Annotated in this window: 22 protein-coding genes; 18 read left to right on the top strand and 4 right to left on the bottom strand. The window is 51.3% G+C overall.

Annotated features, from left to right (window positions below):
* The first annotated feature begins 177 nt into the window (after positions 1-177).
* Entirely contained in the window at positions 178-630 is a 453-nt protein-coding gene (locus tag ACQKPA_RS04420; RefSeq protein WP_427489695.1) for a DUF948 domain-containing protein, read from the top strand.
* Positions 631-645: 15 nt separating this feature from the next.
* Positions 646-1008 carry a YtxH domain-containing protein gene (locus ACQKPA_RS04415; protein WP_427489693.1) on the top strand — a complete coding sequence of 121 codons (363 nt, stop codon included), beginning with the start codon at positions 646-648 and terminating at the stop codon, positions 1006-1008.
* A 125-nt stretch (positions 1009-1133) separates the two neighbouring features.
* Here ACQKPA_RS04415 and ACQKPA_RS04410 read toward each other — a convergent pair whose 3' ends face one another.
* Positions 1134-2231: a nitric oxide synthase oxygenase gene (locus ACQKPA_RS04410; RefSeq protein ID WP_427489691.1), complete on the bottom strand. Its 1098-nt coding sequence runs from the start codon at positions 2229-2231 to the stop codon at positions 1134-1136.
* A 231-nt stretch (positions 2232-2462) separates the two neighbouring features.
* Here ACQKPA_RS04410 and racE point away from each other — a divergent pair, with 231 nt between their 5' ends.
* From racE to ACQKPA_RS04365, 9 genes are all read left to right on the top strand, one after another.
* Positions 2463-3269 carry a glutamate racemase gene (racE, locus tag ACQKPA_RS04405; RefSeq protein WP_194543909.1) on the top strand — a complete coding sequence of 269 codons (807 nt, stop codon included), beginning with the start codon at positions 2463-2465 and terminating at the stop codon, positions 3267-3269.
* Positions 3270-3499: 230 nt separating this feature from the next.
* Positions 3500-4702: a M14 family metallopeptidase gene (locus ACQKPA_RS04400; protein WP_427489689.1), complete on the top strand. Its 1203-nt coding sequence runs from the start codon at positions 3500-3502 to the stop codon at positions 4700-4702.
* Positions 4703-4886: 184 nt separating this feature from the next.
* Positions 4887-5162 (top strand): hypothetical protein, encoded by a 276-nt coding sequence (locus tag ACQKPA_RS04395; RefSeq protein WP_427489687.1) that lies wholly within the window; start codon positions 4887-4889, stop codon positions 5160-5162.
* Between the two features lie 104 nt (positions 5163-5266).
* Positions 5267-5569: an iron-sulfur cluster assembly accessory protein gene (locus ACQKPA_RS04390; protein WP_194543907.1), complete on the top strand. Its 303-nt coding sequence runs from the start codon at positions 5267-5269 to the stop codon at positions 5567-5569.
* A gap of 30 nt (positions 5570-5599) precedes the next feature.
* A complete protein-coding gene (locus tag ACQKPA_RS04385) occupies positions 5600-5821 on the top strand; it encodes a DUF1450 domain-containing protein (protein ID WP_076325704.1) in 222 nt (73 codons plus the stop codon).
* Between the two features lie 132 nt (positions 5822-5953).
* Entirely contained in the window at positions 5954-6220 is a 267-nt protein-coding gene (locus tag ACQKPA_RS04380; protein ID WP_009593780.1) for a hypothetical protein, read from the top strand.
* Positions 6221-6340: 120 nt separating this feature from the next.
* Positions 6341-6703, top strand: a complete 363-nt coding sequence (locus ACQKPA_RS04375) for a PadR family transcriptional regulator (RefSeq protein WP_427489684.1) — start codon at positions 6341-6343, stop codon at positions 6701-6703.
* The gene (locus ACQKPA_RS04370) at positions 6700-7260 is read left to right on the top strand and encodes a hypothetical protein (protein ID WP_427489682.1); all 561 of its coding nucleotides are present in this window, start codon (positions 6700-6702) and stop codon (positions 7258-7260) included. The genes ACQKPA_RS04375 and ACQKPA_RS04370 overlap by 4 nt, the downstream gene beginning before the upstream one ends.
* Positions 7257-8717, top strand: coding sequence for a serine hydrolase (locus ACQKPA_RS04365; RefSeq protein WP_427489680.1), 1461 nt, complete (start codon positions 7257-7259; stop codon positions 8715-8717). Before ACQKPA_RS04370 ends, ACQKPA_RS04365 begins: the two co-directional genes overlap by 4 nt.
* 192 nt (positions 8718-8909) lie before the next feature.
* On the opposite strand, the gene ACQKPA_RS04360 is transcribed toward ACQKPA_RS04365, so the two are convergent.
* Complete coding sequence (locus ACQKPA_RS04360; protein WP_427489678.1) at positions 8910-10895, bottom strand: LTA synthase family protein; 1986 nt, start codon at positions 10893-10895, stop codon at positions 8910-8912.
* Positions 10896-11018: 123 nt separating this feature from the next.
* Complete coding sequence (locus ACQKPA_RS04355; RefSeq protein WP_427489676.1) at positions 11019-12167, bottom strand: THUMP domain-containing class I SAM-dependent RNA methyltransferase; 1149 nt, start codon at positions 12165-12167, stop codon at positions 11019-11021.
* Positions 12168-12328: 161 nt separating this feature from the next.
* Between ACQKPA_RS04355 and ACQKPA_RS04350 the strand changes: the two genes are divergently transcribed.
* On the top strand, positions 12329-12961 hold the full coding sequence (locus ACQKPA_RS04350) for an O-methyltransferase (protein ID WP_427489675.1): 633 nt from the start codon (positions 12329-12331) through the stop codon (positions 12959-12961).
* A gap of 116 nt (positions 12962-13077) precedes the next feature.
* Here ACQKPA_RS04350 and ACQKPA_RS04345 read toward each other — a convergent pair whose 3' ends face one another.
* Positions 13078-14289, bottom strand: a complete 1212-nt coding sequence (locus tag ACQKPA_RS04345; protein ID WP_427489673.1) for an MFS transporter — start codon at positions 14287-14289, stop codon at positions 13078-13080.
* A gap of 237 nt (positions 14290-14526) precedes the next feature.
* On the opposite strand from ACQKPA_RS04345, the gene hemE reads away from it, so the two are divergent.
* The 6 genes from hemE to ACQKPA_RS04315 all read left to right on the top strand — a co-directional run bounded on the left by hemE (position 14527) and on the right by ACQKPA_RS04315 (position 20299).
* Entirely contained in the window at positions 14527-15585 is a 1059-nt protein-coding gene (gene hemE, locus ACQKPA_RS04340) for a uroporphyrinogen decarboxylase (RefSeq protein ID WP_427489671.1), read from the top strand.
* Between the two features lie 35 nt (positions 15586-15620).
* Entirely contained in the window at positions 15621-16562 is a 942-nt protein-coding gene (gene hemH, locus ACQKPA_RS04335) for a ferrochelatase (protein ID WP_427489669.1), read from the top strand.
* A gap of 142 nt (positions 16563-16704) precedes the next feature.
* Positions 16705-18021: a CapA family protein gene (locus ACQKPA_RS04330; RefSeq protein ID WP_427489667.1), complete on the top strand. Its 1317-nt coding sequence runs from the start codon at positions 16705-16707 to the stop codon at positions 18019-18021.
* 33 nt (positions 18022-18054) lie between these two features.
* Positions 18055-18828 (top strand): glycerophosphodiester phosphodiesterase, encoded by a 774-nt coding sequence (locus tag ACQKPA_RS04325; protein ID WP_427489665.1) that lies wholly within the window; start codon positions 18055-18057, stop codon positions 18826-18828.
* A 4-nt stretch (positions 18829-18832) separates the two neighbouring features.
* Complete coding sequence (locus ACQKPA_RS04320) at positions 18833-19456, top strand: fumarylacetoacetate hydrolase family protein (RefSeq protein WP_427489663.1); 624 nt, start codon at positions 18833-18835, stop codon at positions 19454-19456.
* Between the two features lie 36 nt (positions 19457-19492).
* Positions 19493-20299, top strand: coding sequence for a DUF92 domain-containing protein (locus tag ACQKPA_RS04315; protein WP_427489661.1), 807 nt, complete (start codon positions 19493-19495; stop codon positions 20297-20299).
* The last annotated feature ends 22 nt before the right edge of the window (positions 20300-20321 follow it).

The following is a 20321-nucleotide window of genomic DNA, read 5'->3' as shown; positions in this document are numbered from 1 at the left end:
TGTTTTTTTGTTGGTTTTATCTCAAGCGATTGCATGTTCGGAAGTTGCTGGGAAACTCGTGGTTCTGCTGTGCTGGAATAAAAAAATCGCCGATGTTGTGTCAAGACAAGCCCATGCTGCTTATAATGCATCAAGCGACTAGGCATTCGCCCGGTCGGACGAAAGGAGGAGTTCCCCATGACAGAATGGAGTGCGCTGGCTGCTGCCATCGGTATCGTTCTGATCGCGGTTGCGGCGGTGATCATGATGCTGTCGGTTAAAAAGCTGGTCGGGCGGGCCGAGACCATGCTGGGCCGGCTTGAGGAAGACAGTGCCCGATTGACACAGGAAGCCTCGCAAGTACTGGTGCAGGCATCCGTCTCGCTAGAGATGATTCAGCGTCAGCTGGCGGCAGGCGAAGCTTTTGCCGCTTCCATGTCCGATGCTGCGTCAGCGGTAGCCAAGACGGCCGATGCGGTTCATGCTGTAGGGAAAAAAGCTTCCATAACCGCCATTGAGCATCTGGAACGTGCTCGCCTCGATAATGAACGGCAGATCGGGGAGATGTTCCGGTGGGTTGATGCCGGAATGACGCTTTGGCATTCATGGAACAAGTACACCTCCAAGTCTGGCGAAGGGCAAGCCAAATAGAAGGAGAGATGGAATATGAAAGAGAAGAGCAAAGGACTCCTCTGGGGAGTATTGATCGGCAGTGTTGCAGGTTCTGTTACCGCACTTCTTCTGGCTCCAAAATCCGGCAAAGAGCTTCGGAATGACATTGCCGACGGCGCCCGCGGGATCGGCACCAAGGTGCAGGAGGCAGCAGAGAAGGTAGGAGAGCAGGGCGTCAACCTGATCGGCATCATGACGGATCGGGCGGAGAACGTAATCTCCGATATTCAGTCCTGGCGCAACCGGCAAGAAAGCTGGCTGGCGGAAGAGGAAATTGCGCAGGTTTCCTCGTTTGACGAGGATTTTGAAGAAGATGCTTATGTCCCATCTGCTGCGGAAGTGAAGGTCAACGATTAATTAAGGATCTGATGTCCGCTTCAGCACTCATTTACGAGGATAAGAATTACGCCAAAATACATGAAAGCCGGGGCAAACAGCCCCGGCTTTGCTGTGTATTAACTACCCGAAAGATAAAGACCAGACTACTTTTCCTTGTTCCTGTAATGAAAATTCGGCGAACGGATGTCGTTATGATAAGAGGTGTGGAAAATATGTGTTGTAGCCGGCGAGACCGGAGGAATCAGCCAACTCCAATCCCCTGTGAGCTCCCGCCCGGCTTGCTGTTCCCGCTGTTCAAACAAACCGAACTGGGATGCTGCCGAATGATGGTCCACGATGCTGACGCCAGCTTTTTTATAGGAATAGAGAACGGCAGCATTGAGCTCGACCAATGCGCGATCTCTCCATAAGGTCGTTTCGCTGGAAGTATCCTGCCCCATCAGCTTGGCAATAAGCGGAAGCTTGTTGTAGCGTCCTTCGTCTGCAAGGTTACGGGCTCCGATCTCGGTTCCCATATACCAGCCGTTGAACGGTGCGGCCGTGTATATGATGCCGCCGATTTCAAGCAGCATGTCCGAGATGAGAGGCACCCCATACCATTTTATTCCTTCCGCTTTCAGAGCAGGAAGTTCGGGATGCTCCAAGGGGACCTCCAGCACGTAGGATTTCGGTATCGGAAGCCACTCCGGCGGCTCATTCCCCTGCTGCACAACCAGCGGCAGCACATCATAGTCGGTCAAGTCTCCCCGCCACCCCAGCTCCATGCATTCCTTCGTGAAGGATAGGGAAGCCGGGTCGCCAACCGTCCCGTCCGGCGTTTCGTAACCCGCATACCGAATCAATTGGTGGTTTTTGATCATCAATGGGGCCTCCCCTGGACGTGCAGCCCTGAAAATCGTAATCGTAGGCATAATTTTTCCGTCATTGGTGGCACTCTTGATATGATGGAGGAGTGCTGAGAAAATGTCAGAGGTCTCGGTTAAGTGCCTGGCATCCAATACCTTTAGGCGATCCCAAAATAGTCTGCCGATACAGCGGTTGCTGTTTCTCCAAGCCATTTTGGCCCCATGCGTCAGTTCCTCGAGCGTATGCTCATATGTACCTGTCCTCTCGATCTGTGAGCGGATGTCGCTGATCCGGGACTGCACTTCTTCCCCGTTCCGGTTTAATTCTGCATAACAAAGCTCGATAAACTCCTTTGCAGCTTCCATAAGGTCGGTATGATGTATGTTGTCCTTCACGTAAAATTCTCCTTTACTATACGCACGCTTACTATAGTATAAACTACCTGCGGTAAGCGACTGGCGCAAGAGTCCTACAATTGCTTGAACAAATTACCAGCCGTCTTTTGCAACGGCGATCTTGTTGAAGATAGGGGGGAATTGGGGTAAGATTTAAGGTACATTTCGATCCGAAATGACATATGGTATCACTGTAAACCATGAATTTGACAAGAAGGAAGCGGTGGGTTCGTGCAGCAAGCAATCGCAATACTAGACTCGGGTGTCGGCGGGCTGACTGTCGCTAAAGAAGTGATGAGACAGCTCCCGAGAGAGAAAATCATTTACTTCGGAGATACAGCCCGCGCACCCTACGGACCCCGTACGCCGGAAGAAGTCCGTTTATTTACGGAGCAAATTGTAGATTATCTAATTCAGTATGATCCTAAAATGATTGTGATCGCCTGTAATACGGCTACGGCGGCGGCGCTTGATTATATTTCGTCCAAAGTGCCTGTACCCGTCATAGGTGTCATTCACCCAGGAGCGCGTGCCGCCATAAGCGCAACGAAGACCGGTAACGTCGGCGTGATCGGTACAGTCGGAACCATTGGCAGCGGAGCATATACAGCGGCTCTGAAACAGCTCTCGCCTTATGTCGAGGTGGAAAGCCAAGCCTGTCCCGAACTGGTGCCGCTCGTCGAACACGGATTGTTCCGATCCAAGGATGCTTTGCAGGTGGTGCAAGAATCCTTGAGAGGCATCAAGGATACCTCCATAGATTGTCTGATCCTGGGGTGTACTCACTATCCGTTCCTGATGAATACGATCCAAACGGTCATGGGGCCGTCGGTGAAACTGATCAGCTCCGCCGATGAGACAGCTCGCGAGGTCAGCACGATTCTGTACGATAAAGGCCAGCTTGCGAGCAGCATGGAGAGCCCGGTGCATCAATTCTTCTGTACAGGAGATCCGGTTATTTTTCAGAGCATCGCGACTGAATGGCTCGGAGATCATATCAAGCGGACACCTGTTGTCTGGCAAATTACAAGGCTATAATTCATCATTCATATTAAGAGCTAATCCGTAATGAATAAGTGCAGAAAACGCAGGCAGGACAAGGGAAAAGACCTTGTCCTGCCTTTATTATCTCCAGTGTCTAGTTTAGAACAGGAGCGGGGTATGGCGCCTTTTTCGATCTTTTGCATCATACATGTTGGACAACCGGCCGCTCATATACATGGAATGGACGCTAATTGAAGCGGCTTTGCCGCGGAAAGGAATCCATTATGCAGCAATATGTCGTACAGAAAGGCGATACGCTAAAACGCGTGGCTGCCAGATATAGTCTGGCCTATGAACAGCTGATTACGGCGAATCCATGGGCGGCGCAGCAGCCGTATCTCCAGCAGGGGCAAATGCTCTACCTTCCTGCATCGCTGCGCCGAAGGTATGTCATCCAGGAACATGATACCTTTGATAGTATTGCCAATACGTTCCGGTTTCGGAAGGAAGCCTTGGAAGAACTGAATCCCGGGATATCGGCTCATCATCTGCCGCAGGGGAAAACGATCGTTCTGCCGGGCACCACGCCTAGGCGCATGATACGATTAACCGGTGAATACGGACCGGGGGATCTGGAACGCGATATACAAGAGATACAGCTGCGTTACCCTGTTATCGAGTGGAGTGTCATCGGCCGAAGCGTACTCGGCAAACCGCTATATGCGGCCAAAATCGGTAAAGGCCCTAAGAACCTGCATATCAATGCAGCACTGCATGCCAATGAATGGATCACAACTCCGTGTCTGATGCGATTCATGGAGGAGTACGGCAGGGCATTATCGCAAGAGTCACCGGTTTATTTTCAGGAGCCGGATGCCTGGCACCGGAACTATACGTTATGGGTTGTGCCGATGGCCAACCCGGATGGAGTAGAGCTTGTACAGGAAGGAGTCACTCCTTCTCATCCCTATTATGAACGTCTGCTTGAGTGGAATGGCGGGCGCGAGGATTTTCGGCGCTGGAAGGCTAATATAAACGGCGTGGATTTGGGAGACCAGTTCCCTGCGCATTGGCATGAGGAAGTCGCGCGAAGGGGGAAAATCCGCCCATCCCCGCAGGATTATGCGGGGACTAAGCCGCTAAGCGAGCCGGAAGCCGAAGCTGTCTATCAGCATACATTATCGATATCTCCGGAACGGGCCATTTCCCTTCACAGCCAAGGGCGGGAAATCTATTGGAATTACAGGGACTACGAACCACCGGAAAGTGAGGACATGGCCAGAAGATTAGGTCAGGCCGGCGGTTACAGGCCGGTGAAGCTGCAGGGCAGTGATGCGGGATATAAAGATTGGTTTATTCAGCATTACCGGAGGCCGGGCTTTACCGTAGAGATTGGTTATGGGATGAATCCGCTGCCGCTTGAGGATTTCGAGGATCTGTGCGTGGAGGTGGGATCCATTCTTGCTGCGTTTATGTCGTTGGAATAGCATATTATGAAACGAAACGGTCAATTCAACGTATAAAATATAGAAGAATACGGCCGCTGCTTTTAAGGATTACAAGGCAGTGGCCTATTTTCGTGCTTTAATTGCTGCAATCTGCGTGGGATTTCTTAGAGATTTGTTAATTGGGTAATGATATAGACAAGCTGCCTGGAATGGAGGGAACAATATGAAGTGGAGAAGATTATGGTCGCATCGGCGCTGGTCGCACGTATTCCAGCGGATATTCGGTTATTTAGCCTCTTCGCGGGTTACACTCGGGGACAAGCTGTTATTTCTGGTTCCGGTTGTGCTGTACTGGGTGCTGCCGGACTTTATGCCTTTGCTGCCGATCGACGATATCGGAGTCACGATGCTGCTGATGAATTGGTTCGTATCCCGCGTCGAGCGGAAATATCCAGGTGTGCTCGGTGAGGATCAGGGTCCCGCAAAGCGCGTTCGGTAAACGAGCTTTTCGGATGTAACAATACGGACAGGACCCTTGCGAAAAAACCGGCAGGGGTCTACAATAACATATTGAATGAAACATCCGTGAGGAGATGAATATACGTGAAATGTAAAATTACCCGTAATGCCGCCAAGGTGTTAAAGAGAGAGCTGGACAAGGAAGAGAACAAGGACAAGAAAATTCGCGTACTGGTAACCCATGCGCATGGCGATCATGCCCACTACGGTCTGGATCTGGATACGCCGAAGGAAAATGATGTTATCGTATCCACAGATAAAGAGATCGACGTCATTTTGGAAGCGGGACAACCTTTCCTGGACGGCGTCAAAATCGACTATCTTTATTTTCCTCAGGAAGGCTTTGTAATTACGAACCCGTCCCAGGGCAATCACGGCGACCACTAGGTTACTTCAGAATAAAGAAGGTAATGTACAATGGCTAATGATATTCGCGTCTGCGAGAAGTGTAGACATACGAAGTTAAAGACAATGATACCGAAAATTAAGAAAATGGTACCGGATGCCGACATTAAGATCGGCTGCAAATCCTATTGCGGTCCTTGCGGCAAACGCGCCTTTATGTATATCAATGGCCGTTATGTCAGCGCGCCTACAGAAGATGAAGTGCTAGCAAAGGCGCTGCCGTTTGTGAAATAACAAACAACCGGCTGTTTGTTACATCAGAATCGAAGTTTCGCAGATATTCCCATTCTCCGGGTATAGTTCCTGGCTCAGCCATCCATGCTAAGAGGGCAACAGGAACAACAACTTTAGAAGGGAGCATCCGTCATGAACAGTCACGATTCCAGTCTTCATTCCAACAGTCCCAGCAACAGTGCGCTAGATTCCGTGGAGAAGCTGCACCGTGCCGTATCCTCGGCAATGTCCCACCCGACGGAACAGCTGATTCAGCAAGCGGAGAATTCGTTATCCCATACGGAGCAAGCGGTCGCCCAAGTGATTGAGCAGGGGAACCGAAACGCCGTGGAATTGGCGGAAGAGTTGTTAGGCGAAGAGAAGGAACGTCTGTCCAAGCTTCGTTCAGCTAAAAAGTAGTTTATGATCCTGTGCAGCCCGTTCAATAGCTTTCGAGCTAATGAACGGGCTTTTTTTAATTTATATACGTATCTGAATTATATACTTGATTCCGATATATAATTCTGTTAAATTGTTGTCATGGATAGAACAAGTTTAATAAAAGGGCATTTGGAGATGTGCGTATTGGCCATTCTGAGTCATGGCAAGAGTTATGGTTACGAGATCATGAAGGAGCTTGAGAAACACAGACTGAAGTTGAAGGGAGTAGGAAGCATCTATCCCATCCTGTCCAAGCTAAAAGATCAGGGATGGGTGACCGATACGAGGGAGCTTAGCGAGAGCGGCAAAGCCAGGGTGTATTACGAAATAACGCCAAGCGGAGATTTGTTTCTGGATAAGAAAATCCAGGAGTGGCAGGAGCTGCAGCAGGATATTCGATCATTGCTTACATCGAATGTACAGCGAATGGCAGATGGCGTGGAACAGGAGAGCCAGAGATGATGACATTATCCTATGAAGAAGAACAATTTATCGCGGACGTTCGCCGCGAGTTGAAACGGTACGAAATGACGTCAAACCAGGTGGAAGCCGTTGTCGAACAGATCCGGGAACATCTGGAGGCAAGCCGGGAGCACGGGGAGTATGGTCTTGAAGATCTGGGCTCTCCCGATATGTATGTCAGGGATTATGCAGAGGTGCAAGGTTTGGTTAGAGTGCAAGACGCCATGGACCTCGAGTCTGTTTCTGCAGAATCACCGGGACAGCGCAGCGGGCGGCTTGGCGTATGGGGGGTTCTGAAATATTCGCTGGTTTTTGCGGCCGTTTATATCATATGTCAGCTGTTATTTTCCTTTTCATTAACGACGGCATGGGTGAAGGGGTATGAGATAACCGGCTTCAATCTGCTGTACCGAATATCCGGTCAGACGTGGTGGAATATGATGTTGATCGTATTAAGCCTTTCGATTTCGGCGCTCGTTACCATTCTGGTCCACGTCTTCGGTAAAAGAAAACATAGACATTCCCTCCCGTTTACAGAAGGAGGAAACGTATTGTGAGAAAGAAGTGGGCGTATGTCGTATTAACCGTACTGGCTTTCGTGCTTCCGGCATGGGGGAACGTTGTTGAAGCGGAAGAAGTTATGGCTGATAAGGTTGATCTCTACATGAAAGCGGCGATGGAGGAATATCATATTCCGGGCCTTTCCGTTGTCATCGTTCAGGATGGGGACATGGTGTTTACGAACAGTTATGGTGTTACAGCAGAGGGCAGTACGGTCAGCTCCAAAACTCCATTTTTACTCGGATCTCTCTCCAAATCCATGACGGCGTTAGGGATTGTCCAGCTTGTGGAGTCGGGTCAGGTCGATTTGGATGAATCCGTTGGGACCTATCTGCCGTGGTTTGCAGACGAAGCGTCTTCCGAGGTGTCATCAATAACGATAAGGCAATTGCTGGCTCAGACGAGCGGATATAGTACATATTCAGGCTTGGTGTTTTCTGATGTGGGTGCGAAGGATGCTTCTGCCCTGAAAGAGAATGTGCGCCATCTCTCCAATACGAAGCTTAGCAGACCACCAGGGGAACAACATCAATACAGTAACGCCAATTACATGATTCTGGGAGCTCTTCTGGAGGAGGTGTCGGGTCAATCCTATGCCGATTATATGGAGAAGCATGTGTTTGGCCCGCTGGGCATGAGTACGGCTGCAGCCGATGAGGAGCGGGCGGTTCAAACAGGATTTGAACATGGGTATCAATCTTGGTTCGGCTATCCGCGAGTGAGCAGCGTCCCCTATGACAACAGCGGTGCTTCTTATGGTTATATCTCGGCGAGTATCGAAGATATGGCGCGGTATCTCCAATTTTTGCTCCAAGATAATGACAGGGTGCTTAGTCGGGAATATAAGGAGCTGCTCCTGTCGCCTTTAGTTCAGCATCGACCGGATCGTGCCTATGGTTTTGGCTGGAGAATAAGCGAGACGGAACAAGGCGAGAGGCTGGTATGGCACTCCGGATCAACACCGGAAGCACGGGCGGAAATCTTCTTCATCCCTGAACGAGGCGTAGGGGCCGCTATTTTAACCAACAAGGACCACATTCTGGAGGAAGCCAAATTGATTCAGGTCTCCAAGGATTTGAGAGGGATGTTAGACGGACAAGACCCGAAACCGCCTTCCGCCGGAATCCATCCGGTGATTTGGGGATTAGCGGTAACTTTGATCATTCTGCTCGCTATCGTGATATGGATGCTGCTAAGAATGCAGAAACGCAGCTTGAAGTTATATCTCACGCTTCCGCTGAGTTTGGTTCTCTTTGCGATTTCAGCTGGCATCATTCCGCTCTTCGCGCGTCTGACAAGCTCCCCTTGGAAATCCATACGACTCTTTGCGCCTGACATTGCCTATATGACGCTGGGGATTGTAGCTAGCCTGGCATTGATGGGGCTTTTGCTAATGTACGGAACGCTTGTCAGCCGGAGAAACCATTCTGAGTCGGTTATCCGCGGAGCTTGACATGAAATGCAATCAGTAAATCAGATGATCCACCACAAATCCAGCTTGGTGTGGGTTCGGACACTGCCTAGCCCAAAAAACAAACCAGGCCGATGGGTGAGATCAGCCTGGTTTGTTTTGGTTTAAAGCAGCCTCATCAAACAGCGATGAGAGGCCAAAATAAGATTTGAAATTTATTAACGTTAGGCCCGGTTATCGGGGATTCGCTTCACCCTGTGCTTTAAATAACTTCAACAGGTCATACGTGATCACTTGATCGGATATCCGCAGCTGCTTCTGTGTCTCATCATATCCGTCACGGCATGCCTGGATGTCAGTTGGCTGACGCGTCGTCAGATCGTAACAGGTTCCACCTTCAAGCCCGGCCGTCTCGGTGGGCAGATAGAACACCTTCTCATCGGAAAAAGCGCCGCTGCGCAGCGGAATCAGACGCGGTTCATCATCAAACAGATGGCTGCCGATCCAGTAGTACGGCTCATCCGATACACCGAGAAGATGAAGGATGCTCGGCGTCACGTTCATCATACCTGCGGCCTCCGGGTAAATTCCGGCATGCCCTCCGTCTGGCAGGCGGATGAGGAGGGGAACCTGGTTCATGATTTGCTCCATGTCGAGTGCATTCAGGTCTCGTCCCAGGAACTTCTCATAGTCCGCTTTTTCCTTGATCGAATTGTCGTGATCCCCATAGATAAGCAATATGGTGTTATCCCACAACCCTTGCTGTTTCATCTGTTCGACGAACTGGCCGAATGCTTCGTCAACATAGTGGATCGACTGCAGATAATTCCCGAATATCGAGCCTTCGAAAGCCCCCGTATCCAGCTTCGCAGCATCCTTGGGGACATAATACGGATGATGGCTCGTTAGCGTAATCAGGAAGGAATAGAAGGGCTGCTTGATGCCTTTCATATGATCCAGTGATTGCGCGAAGAACGCTTTGTCGCTCAATGACCATCCCTGCACATCGCTCATTTCAAAATCCTTCTTGCTGTAAAAACGGTCGTAATTCATTTCCCGGTACATCGTGGTACGGTTCCAGAAGCTGCTGTCATAGGCATGGAACACGTTTGCGCCATAACCCTGTTCTTTCAGAATCTCCGGAAGGGTATCGTACTCGCGGTCAGCATATCGCGTGAATACGGAACCTGTGGGGAGCGGAAGCAAGGAGCTGTGCGTGACAAAGTCCGCATCGGAGGTTCGCCCTTGACCGGTTTGATGATAGAAATTGCTGAAATACATACTGTCCTTCATCAATCGGTTGAAGTTAGGGGTAATTTCCTGACCCTCGATCGACTGGCCGATGACAAAATTCATAAAGGCCTCGGTCTGAATCATGATGACATTGCTGCCTTTATACTTGCCGAACAAGGCGCCCGTACCGGACGGCTCCATACGCTTGGCATCAAACCATGCCTTGACCTGGTTGACCTCTTCCTCTGCCAGCTTGGGCTGACCCACGAGATGATCTCGTCCATAACGGTAGATATCATATCCGTGAAAGCCAATCAGTCCCGTCACATTATACAGCGTAATATTCCACCAATTGCCTTCAAAGAGGCCAACGGCCCATGTATTGGACGCTTTCTTGATCGGAATGAAAGTCATGATGATGCCCAGGATGAACACGAGCGTGCCTGTAACCAACCGGCGAATGATCCGGTTCCGCCGATGCTGACGATATTCACCCGGGAGTGTATAGGTTTCCAAGGTGGTTCTCCGTTTGCGGAATACCATCACGGCAGTAAACGGGACAATAATAAGCCAATCGATAAAAAAGAACAGATCGTACGCATGAATCAGGGAACGGATGCTATCCCCGAGGGAACCGACTTGTCCGGCTTGCATAAGCACCGGCACTGTTATGAAATCATCGAAGTAGCGGTAATAGATCAAATCGGCGTACAGGATCCCCGTCCATAAGAGATTTAATAAAGTTAAAGCTGCAAGCCGGCCTCTTGGCGGAAGCCACAAGGTCCAGAAGGAGATCAGCAGGAGCGAGCCGACAGCGATCACATAGTCTGCCTGATCCAGCTTCATGTTGGTAATATGGAGATGATGATCAAGCATGATCAGCTTGTCCATCATGAGAATAAGGAATAATAAATATGCGGTGTTCCGGTAATGCAGCCCTTTGGAGACCCGGCTTCGGATATCGCTCCAAGATGGGGATGAGAGCACGTGGGTATCCTCCTTTTTATTTAAAAAACATCCTTTTACGCAGTCTTCTTATTATAGCTTGGCTCGGTTGACCGAGCAAAAAAAGCCGCCCGAGGGCGGCTTTTGCAAGAAGTGTCATTTACGTTATTCCGCCGATTTGTTACGCGGCGGCAAGGGGCCCAGGTATTGATAATACTGACATTCGATCCGGCCATTGAACAGTTTGCGGCGCTTGTCCGCCTTGCGGCCGAAGTAATGCTCGAATTGCTTGGTTGGGCTGAGCGCGAAGAAGGACCAGGTCGGGAGTGAATGCGTCACGGACCCGAGCTGGCGAATGAGACGCTCAACCTCCTCTTTCTCGCTTAACCGCTCGCCATAAGGCGGATTGGTGATGATACAGCCGAATTCGCCCTCAGGGATGGCTTTGGCTGCAGGGAGAACCCTAAAGTCGATTTCGCCGGCAAGTCCTGCACTTTTGGCGGCGGCCTTGGCTACTTCGATCGCTTTCGGGTCGATATCGCTTCCGGCGATATGCAGCGGAATATCGTCTTTCACTGCGTCAAAAGCCTCTTCGCGCGCATCCTCCCAGAGGTTGTCCCCGATCATATCCCAATGCTCGGACGGGAACGAGCGGCGCAGGCCGGGCGCAATATTCCAGGCCATCATCGCGGCTTCGATCAGAATGGTGCCCGAACCGCAGCACGGGTCATATAGCGGACGATGCGGACCCCAGCGGCTTAATTGCAGCAGAGCGGAAGCCATGGTTTCCTTCAGCGGAGCTTCCGTAACCAGCTTGCGGTAGCCGCGTTTATGAAGGGCTGGTCCTGTGGTATCAAGGGTCAGGATGGCTCGATCCTTCAAGAGGGAAACCTCGACTACATATCGGGGGCCGTCCTCGGGGAACCATTCCGTATGGTGAGAGAGCTTCAGCTTCTCCACGATTGCTTTTTTCACGATGCCCTGACAGGCGGGAACGCTGCTAAGCTGCGATTTATGGGAACGTCCTTCCACAGGGAATTCTCCATCCGCCGGAATCCAATCTTCCCATGGAAGAGCTTTTGTTCCTTCAAAGAGCTCATCGAAGGTAAAGGCGTTAAACTCACCCATCTTGACGAGAATACGGTCCGACGTCCGGAGCCACAGATTGCAGCGGCAAATATCAATCAGGTCACCTGTAAAGGTAACTCTGCCATTTTCTACTTCCATGTCGGTATACCCGAGCTCTTTCAACTCGCGGGCAACAACGGCTTCCAGCCCCATCGGGGCCGTCGCGATTAATTGTAATCGAGGCATTAACGATGTCAACTCCATTTAACATGTGTACGGCGATAGTCGCCGCCGGTTCAATCTATATAGTATAGGCGATTGCATTGACTAAGACAATTATCATATGATAGTTCTCGTTAGGTTTAACGGGAATAGCGTATCTTATCAAGATAAAGGAGGCGGCTTCATTGCTTACCACCCCTGATGATTATGTTAACCAATTATACCCTGAAGATGAAGAACTTCAGTTCGTGATAGAGGCCATCCGCGAGCAGGGGATGCCGGAGGTTTCGGTGGCACCGGCATATGGCCGACTGCTGACCATGCTGGTACAGACTGCCGGCGCCAGGAATATTCTCGAAATCGGCGCCCTTGGCGGCTATAGCGGAATCTGTCTGTGCCGAGGACTTCCTACGGACGGCAAGCTCACCTCACTCGAGCTGAAGGAAGAATACGCAGAGCTTGCAGGCAGGCATCTGGAGAAGGCCGGATTCAAGGATCGGGTGGAGTACCGGATCGGTCCGGCTGCGGACAGTTTGGCAGCGTTGAAGCAGGAAGGACGAACATTCGATTTTTTCTTTATTGATGCCGATAAGGAGAACTATCCCCTATACTTGGAGTATGCTTTGGAGCTAGCGAATCCGGGTGCCCTTATTGCCGGGGATAACTGTTTCTTGCGCGGCAGAACGCTGAACTCGGACAAGAACGGTCCTTCGGTTCAAGCGGTACGCCGGTTTAATGAAGTCATTGCGACGGACAAGAGGCTGGTCAGCACGCTGCTGCCTGCTTATGACGGGCTTATCCTGGCACGCGTTAAATGATGAAACCATAAGCCGATAATAACAAGGGGCTGTCCTCGGGTCGATGCAGACCACGGGACAGCCCCTTGTTGTTTGGATTGGGAGACAAACTAGCTGTAGATGACAGACTCCGGGGATCAACGATATTTGGGCGAAGGCTTTTGCGAAAACAGCTTTCTTCTTACCCACATCATATTGATGATCAACAGACAGCCGGAAGTAATAAACAATCCTTCGATGCCGATGAAGCCGGATAAGAATCCGCCGATCACCGCCCCCAGCATGTTGCCAAGCGCGAGCGAGCTTGTATTGAAGCCGAAGGAACGGCTTTCCATGCCGTCCGGCGTATAAGAACGAATCAGTGCGTTGACGCTTGGCAGCAGACCGCCCATGAAGACGCCCATCATGAACCTTACGATAATCAACTGCCATACCGATTGAACAAAAGCTTGCGGGATCAGCGTGAGTCCCGTACCGATCAAGGCGTAGGTCAAGATGCGGTGCGCGCCGACCTTGTCGCTGAGCTTGCCGAGAATCGGGGAGGCGATCATGTTCGACAGCCCCGTTACCGCCACAACGAACCCGGCCCATATCGCAATATCCACCGCGGTTCCATGAAGCTTCTGAACGTACAGCGGAAGCAGCGCCATGGGACTGATCATGGCGAATTGCAGCAGGAACGTGACGGCGAATAACGCCGGCAGCTGCGGAATGTGGCTCAGCTCCTTGAGCCCGGCAATAACCGAAGGCTGGGGCGCCTTGGCAGCCTGCTCGCGGTTGAAATTTTCCTTTACGAGGAACAAGGCAAGCATCGAAGCGGTAAAAATCAATCCGCCCGTGATATAGAAGATTGGCCGGAATCCGACCCAGCTTGCCATGAGTCCGCCGATCAACGGACCGAGAATTGTGCCTGCAACTTGTCCGGACTGCATGATGCCCATCGCAAATCCCATTCGATTCTTGGGCGTTGTGCCCGATACGAGCGATATGGCCGCAGGGTTAAATCCCGATATGGTACCGTTCAGCAGACGCAGAACCAGCAGATGCCATGGATGAGTAGCAAAGCCCATGCACGCAATGACCAGAGCCATGCCGAAGCCGGAGCGCAGCAGCATGATTTTGCGTCCGTATTTGTCTGCGACCTTTCCCCAGATGGGTTGAAAAATGAATGATGTCAGGAAGTTGGCGGCGAATATTAATCCTGCCCATAGTCCTATTTCCCGGTCTCCCACGACATTCAGGTCTTGCGCCAGATATAACGTCAGGAACGGGGTGATCATGGTCATCCCGGAGTTGACCAAAAACTGTCCGAACCAAAGCACAATGAGATTGATTTTCCAATTGGTCAATGTGCCCTTCACTTCCTTTCTAAGCTGTCGAGCCCGAAATAGCCGGGCGAATTGTGGAACTACCCTAAAAATGCCGTTCTTTCAGTATAACATATTTAAAAAGTGCCAAATGTTAACAATGTCATAAGATTGTCATGCGATTTTCATAGGATGTCCATGTAAGACGGTTGTTACTTACTTTTAAAAAGGGCATAATGAAATTTAGGAAACTTTATACACATTGATGGGGGCCTAATCATGACCTATAACGATCAATTCATTCGCGCTTGCCGTAAGCAGGAAGTGGACCACGTTCCTGTATGGTACATGCGTCAAGCGGGACGCTACGACCCGGAGTATCGAAAAATTAAAGAAAAGTACTCCTTACTGGAAATATGCAGTCAACCAGAGCTGGCGGCAGAAGTAACCTTGATGCCCGTACGGAAGCTTGGTGTGGACGCGGCTATTTTATATTCCGATATTATGAATCCCGTTGCCTCGATCGGGGTAGACTTCGATATTGTGAAAAATATCGGTCCCGTGATTGATAATCCGATCCGATCTGCGGCAGATGTAGAGAAACTGCGCCCGATTGATGTCGAGGGAGATCTTGGACATGTCCTGGAGACCATCCGTATCCTGGATAAGGAGCTGGAAGTGCCGCTAATCACGTTTGCGGGCGCTCCGTTTACGATTGCCAGCTATCTTATCGAAGGCAGACCATCCAAAAATTATCTTCGCACGAAAGAGCTCATGTACAGTGAGCCGAAGGTATGGTTCTCGCTGATGGACAAGCTCGGGGATATGGTGATCGCTTATTTGCGCGCCCACGTCGCTAACGGCGGGAAAGCGTTTCAATTGTTTGACAGTTGGGTGGGGGCATTGTCTCCACAGGATTTCCAAACGTATGTCCTTCCAACCATTAAGCGTATTTTTGCAGAGCTTCAGGACCTGAATGTTCCGAAAATTTATTTCCCAGGTGTGAGCTCAGGCGAACTGCTGCCTACGCTTACGGATCTGAGAACGGATGTCATCGGTCTTGATTGGAGAGTGTCCATTGCAGAAGGACGCCGCCGTCTAGAGCATAAGTATGCTGTTCAGGGCAATCTGGACCCGACCGTTCTGACCGGACCGATGCCGGTCATCCAGCAGTATGCGAAGGAGATTATCGATCAGGGGATTCAGGAGCCCGGCTTTGTGTTTAATCTAGGGCACGGTTTATTCCCGGAGGCTTCGCTAGAGAAACTGCGTGAGTTGACATCGTATATTCACGAATACTCCGCTCAGGCACTGCAGGCAGGTGCACAACGCTCTTAAATGTTGAATATTTTATTAGTCAGAGGTGAGATGGTATGAAGAACAAGATTGGCGTGTTGGTTATGTCCTACGGCACTCCGGAGAGCATGGAAGGAATCGAAAGTTATTATACCCATATCCGTCGCGGGAATAAGCCGTCGGAGGAGCAGCTTAAGGAGCTTACGGACCGCTATGAGGCGATTGTGGGAGGCGTGTTTCCACTCCGGGAGAATACGGACCGACAGGTGCGCACGCTGCAGGATACATTAAATGCCGATCCTCGCGCGATCGATCTTGAGTTTGTATGCTATCAGGGACTGAAGCACGCTGCTCCATACATCGAAGATGGCGTTGAGCAGATGGTGCGGGACGGCATTAAGGAAGCAGTCGGCATTGTGCTGGCTCCTCATTACTCCACAATGAGCATCGGATCCTACGTGAAGCGAGCTCAAGCCAAAGCGGATGAGCTGGGACTCGAGATCTCGTTTGTGGAGAGCTATCACATGCATCCGAAACTGATTGAGGCCTTTGCGGACCGGGTGTCCGCCAAGCTGAACCAGTTCGAGGAAGCAGGGGCTGACCGTGACAGCGTGAGAGTGCTGTTTAGTGCTCACAGCCTCCCGGAACGCATCTTGTCCGTCGGAGATCCTTATCAGGATCAGCTGTTAGAGACATCCAAAGCCGTAGCCGAACAGGCAGGCGTCAAGCAGTGGCAGTTCACATGGCAAAGTGCTGGCCGGACGGCGGAGCCTTGGCTGGGTCCGGACATTCTGGATACGCTGCAAACGCTGAATAAAGAAGAGCAGGTCGAGGATGTGCTGGTTGCGCCGGTCGGTTTTGTCTCGGATCATCTTGAGGTTCTGTACGATCTGGATATTGAAGCCAAAAGCATTGCCAAGGAAATGGATATGCGGCTTGAGCGCATCGACTCCTTGAACAGCGATCCGCTATACATGGAAGCGCTCAGCGATTCCGTGATCACCTTGATCGGTCTGTAAATCCGTTATTACCGGAAATTCGAATAGAATGCTTAGAGATGGAACTCCCCGGTGACGGGGGGTTCTATTCTTTATAGGGAAGCTGGTATAATGGGGGGAGCGACTTATTACGCGAGCTTATAAGTGAATAAAGGAGTGACCTATGCATCTGTCACGATCAGAGAAAAGCAAGGCCGAGAAAAAGGCCCGTAAGCAGCGCACCGGACAGGTTTGGATCGTACTTAACTTATGTCTGATTTTTATGATCGCTGCTTTGCTTGTCTATCATTTTAAATTTAAGGAAGATCCTGTTCAGCAAACGGCTTATCCGCCCGGTATGCCGGAGTTTGGCATGGAAGGGGAGCAGGCGGGTAACCCGGGTTCCGGACAACCAGCTGACGGCGAGGGGACGGATTCGATGCCTCCGAAGACGACGGAGACTGGTGAGCCCCCAGATTCCGATTTGACCGAGCCAGAAGGCAGCGCAGCAGATGATCCTGCCGATTCTGCTCTCGCCAAGCGGGCGGTCATGCATTTTGCCGGGGATACCTTGTTCTCGGGCAGAGTGGAGGATGCGCTGAAGAATCACGGGTACGATTATCCATACAAGCATCTGGGTACTGCATTCCATGAGGATGATCTGACCGTACTTAACCTGGAAACGCCGGTTACAACCGGAGGCGTTGGCGCTGCCAATAAGAAATTCGTATTCAAGTCCTCACCGGACGTATTGCCGGCTCTCCGAGATGCTGGGGTAGAGGCCGTTAATCTGGCTAACAATCATATCCTAGATCAGGGAGAAGAAGGGCTTCTGGATACCTTGAAGTATTTAAAGGATCATGATATCCGTTATGTGGGCGCAGGACGGAATGAGAAAGAGGCCTTCGCGGCCCAGTATTTCGAGCTTCAGGGCATGACGGTTGCCTTGCTTGGATTCAGCCGTGTGCTGCCGGAAACGACCTGGTACGCGCTGGAGAACAGGCCGGGGGTGGCCGGGGCTTATGACCATGTGCTGCCCAAGGCGGTTGAAGCGATCAACGCGGCGCGTTCCAAGGCCGATCTGGTGGTCGTGGTTGCCCATTGGGGAGAGGAGCTTCATAAAACGCCAAATGTTCACCAGATTAATCTGTCACGTGCGTTTATTGACGGTGGAGCCGACCTGATTATCGGCGGGCATCCCCATGTGCTGCAGGGATTGGAGCAGTACAAAGGCAAGTGGATTGCTTACAGTACCGGTAATTTCATATTTACCAAATCGTCGAATGAAGATACGTGGAAAACAGCCGTATTCCAGGCATCATGCACTAAGCAAGGAGACTGTGACTTGAAGCTGACGCCTTACCGTACGGAGATCGGACAGGTCATCCCGCTTGAAGGCAAAGAAGCGGAAGCCTTGCTGAAAGAGGTGGAGAAGCGATCCGTCGGCGGCGTCAAAATAGCGCTCGATGGTAAAGTCATCTCAGGAAAGGCTGTGGAATAATTCTTTAAATCCTTACATCAAGGAGGTCCCACCATGAACAATTTATGTGTGGCTCACCGGGGGTTTTCCGGTAAAGCACCTGAAAATACGCGCGCAGCCATTCAGATGGCGATGGATGAGCCCTTCGTGCATTGGATGGAAATTGATGTGCAATTGACTCAGGACGGGGTCCCTGTCGTGATACATGACTATAGCGTGGATCGGACCACGACCGGGAAAGGCAAGGTGAAGGATCTGACCTGGCAGCAAATCCGGAGGATGGACGCCGGAGAATGGAAAGGACGCCAATTCAGGGGAGAGCAGGTTCCTTCGCTGGATGAAGTCCTGCAGCTTGTCAAAGGACGATTGAAACTTAACATCGAACTTAAAACGAGCGGCGACATGTATCCCGGCCTGGAGAAAGCCGTTCTGGAGCGGATTCATGCCCACCGGATGCTCTCGGACGTGGTGCTTACTTCTTTTGAGCCGAAAGCCTTGATGAAGGCCAAGGAATTGGAACCTGACGTAAAAACCGGACTTATTATTGATGCGCATCCCCGCAATTTGCTGGCGCGCTTGAAGCAAATGAAATGTTCCTTTTTATCGATCGGCTATTCCCACCTGGATGCGGCCTTTGCGTCGGATCTGGTGAAGAACGGCATTACGCCCATGGCCTGGACGGTGGATGATGCGAAGAGCATGAGATCGCTCGCCCGCATGAATCCCGCCATCATGATCTGTACGAACCGCCCCGATACATGGGGGCAGATTTTTATCCATAAAATTGCACCCAAAGTTCCATTCTGGCGAAGAAAATGGAGGTTTTAATGTTATGTGTGCCCTAGCGAATAACGTTTATTGTGTTGGTCGTAATTATCAATTGCATGCGGCGGAGCTCGGCAATGCCGTGCCGGAAGAGCCGATGATTTTCCTTAAACCCTCGCATGCCGTCGTTCCATTGGATGGCAGCGTGCTGAAGCTGCCGATGGACCGCGGCAGTCTTCATTTTGAAGGCGAGCTAGTTATACAGATTGCGGAGGATTATGCGCCAGGCAAGACTGTTGACGAGCTTGTAAAAACGATGGCCCTTGGCATCGACTTCACGCTGCGTGACGTACAGTCGGTCATTAAAGAGAAGGGACATCCTTGGACCGCGGCAAAAGCGTTTAAATCTTCCGCGCCGCTTACGCCATCCATTGCGTTTCCCGGGACCGCGAAGCTGGCGGATATCGATTTTACCGTAAGGAAGAACGGCGAAGAAGTACAGCGCGGGAATGTGAAGGATATGATTTTTTCCCTTCAGCGCATCATCGATTACATCGGCGAGCATTATGGCCTTGGCCAAGGTGATTTAATCTTCACGGGTACGCCGGCTGGCGTAGGACCGACGGAATCCGGCGACGTGTTCGAATTGTTCTGGGGAGATGTCCGTCTGGGCCGCTGCGAAATCGGGTAAACGGATATATGCTTAAACACATGGGAGGGGTCACAGATGGATTGGCTGATCGGAGCGGCAGGTGCCCTAATCGTGGCAGGAGCCGCGTACAGGAAACGATCACTATCGGAATCCGGAGCCGCAGCCGCTATTCTGATGGGTACCATATATTACGGAGCAGGGAACGTGTTTTGGTTCGGAACCCTGCTTCTTTTTTTCATTACATCCACACTGCTATCCCGGTACGGGAAGCAGCGGAAGGCAGACCTGGAGAAATCCTATGCCAAGACAGGGCGTCGGGATGCGGGCCAGGTATTCGCCAATGGCGGCATCGGCATGGTGCTGTGTCTGTTAAACGTATGGATTCCGTCCGATCTGTGGGTATTCCTGTTTATAGGCGTTATGTCTACGGTAACGGCGGATACCTGGGCCACGGAGTTAGGCAGCCTTAGCCGGAAGCCCCCGCGTTCCGTGCTGAACGGCAAGGTACTGACCGCCGGGGAATCCGGCGGCGTGTCCTGGGTCGGCTCCACGGCTGCAACGGCAGGGAGCATACTGATTGGGGCAGGCGGATGGCTGCTTGCCGGATGGAGCGGCATGGATGCAGAGCTATTGCCGTATGTCCTGGCAGCCCTCGCCGGCGGATTGGTTGGAGCTTTCGCCGATTCGTACCTCGGAGCGACATTACAAGTGATGTATCGCTGCCGTGTGTGCGGCAAATCGGTGGAATTGTCGCATCATTGTGGTGAAGATACCGTGCGTACGCGCGGCGCTGCGTGGATGTCCAACGATGCAGTCAATCTGGTCAGTTCACTTCTCGGCGGAGCGGTAGCTTATGGGATTGCCGTGCTGATTGCGTTATAATGTATCCATCTTACCGATGAAA

Origin of the sequence: Paenibacillus sp. NPDC093718, from assembly GCF_050279985.1 — a bacterium.
Taxonomy (GTDB): Bacteria; Bacillota; Bacilli; order Paenibacillales; family Paenibacillaceae; genus Paenibacillus_AQ.
This window is presented reverse-complemented; position numbering and strand designations above follow the sequence as displayed.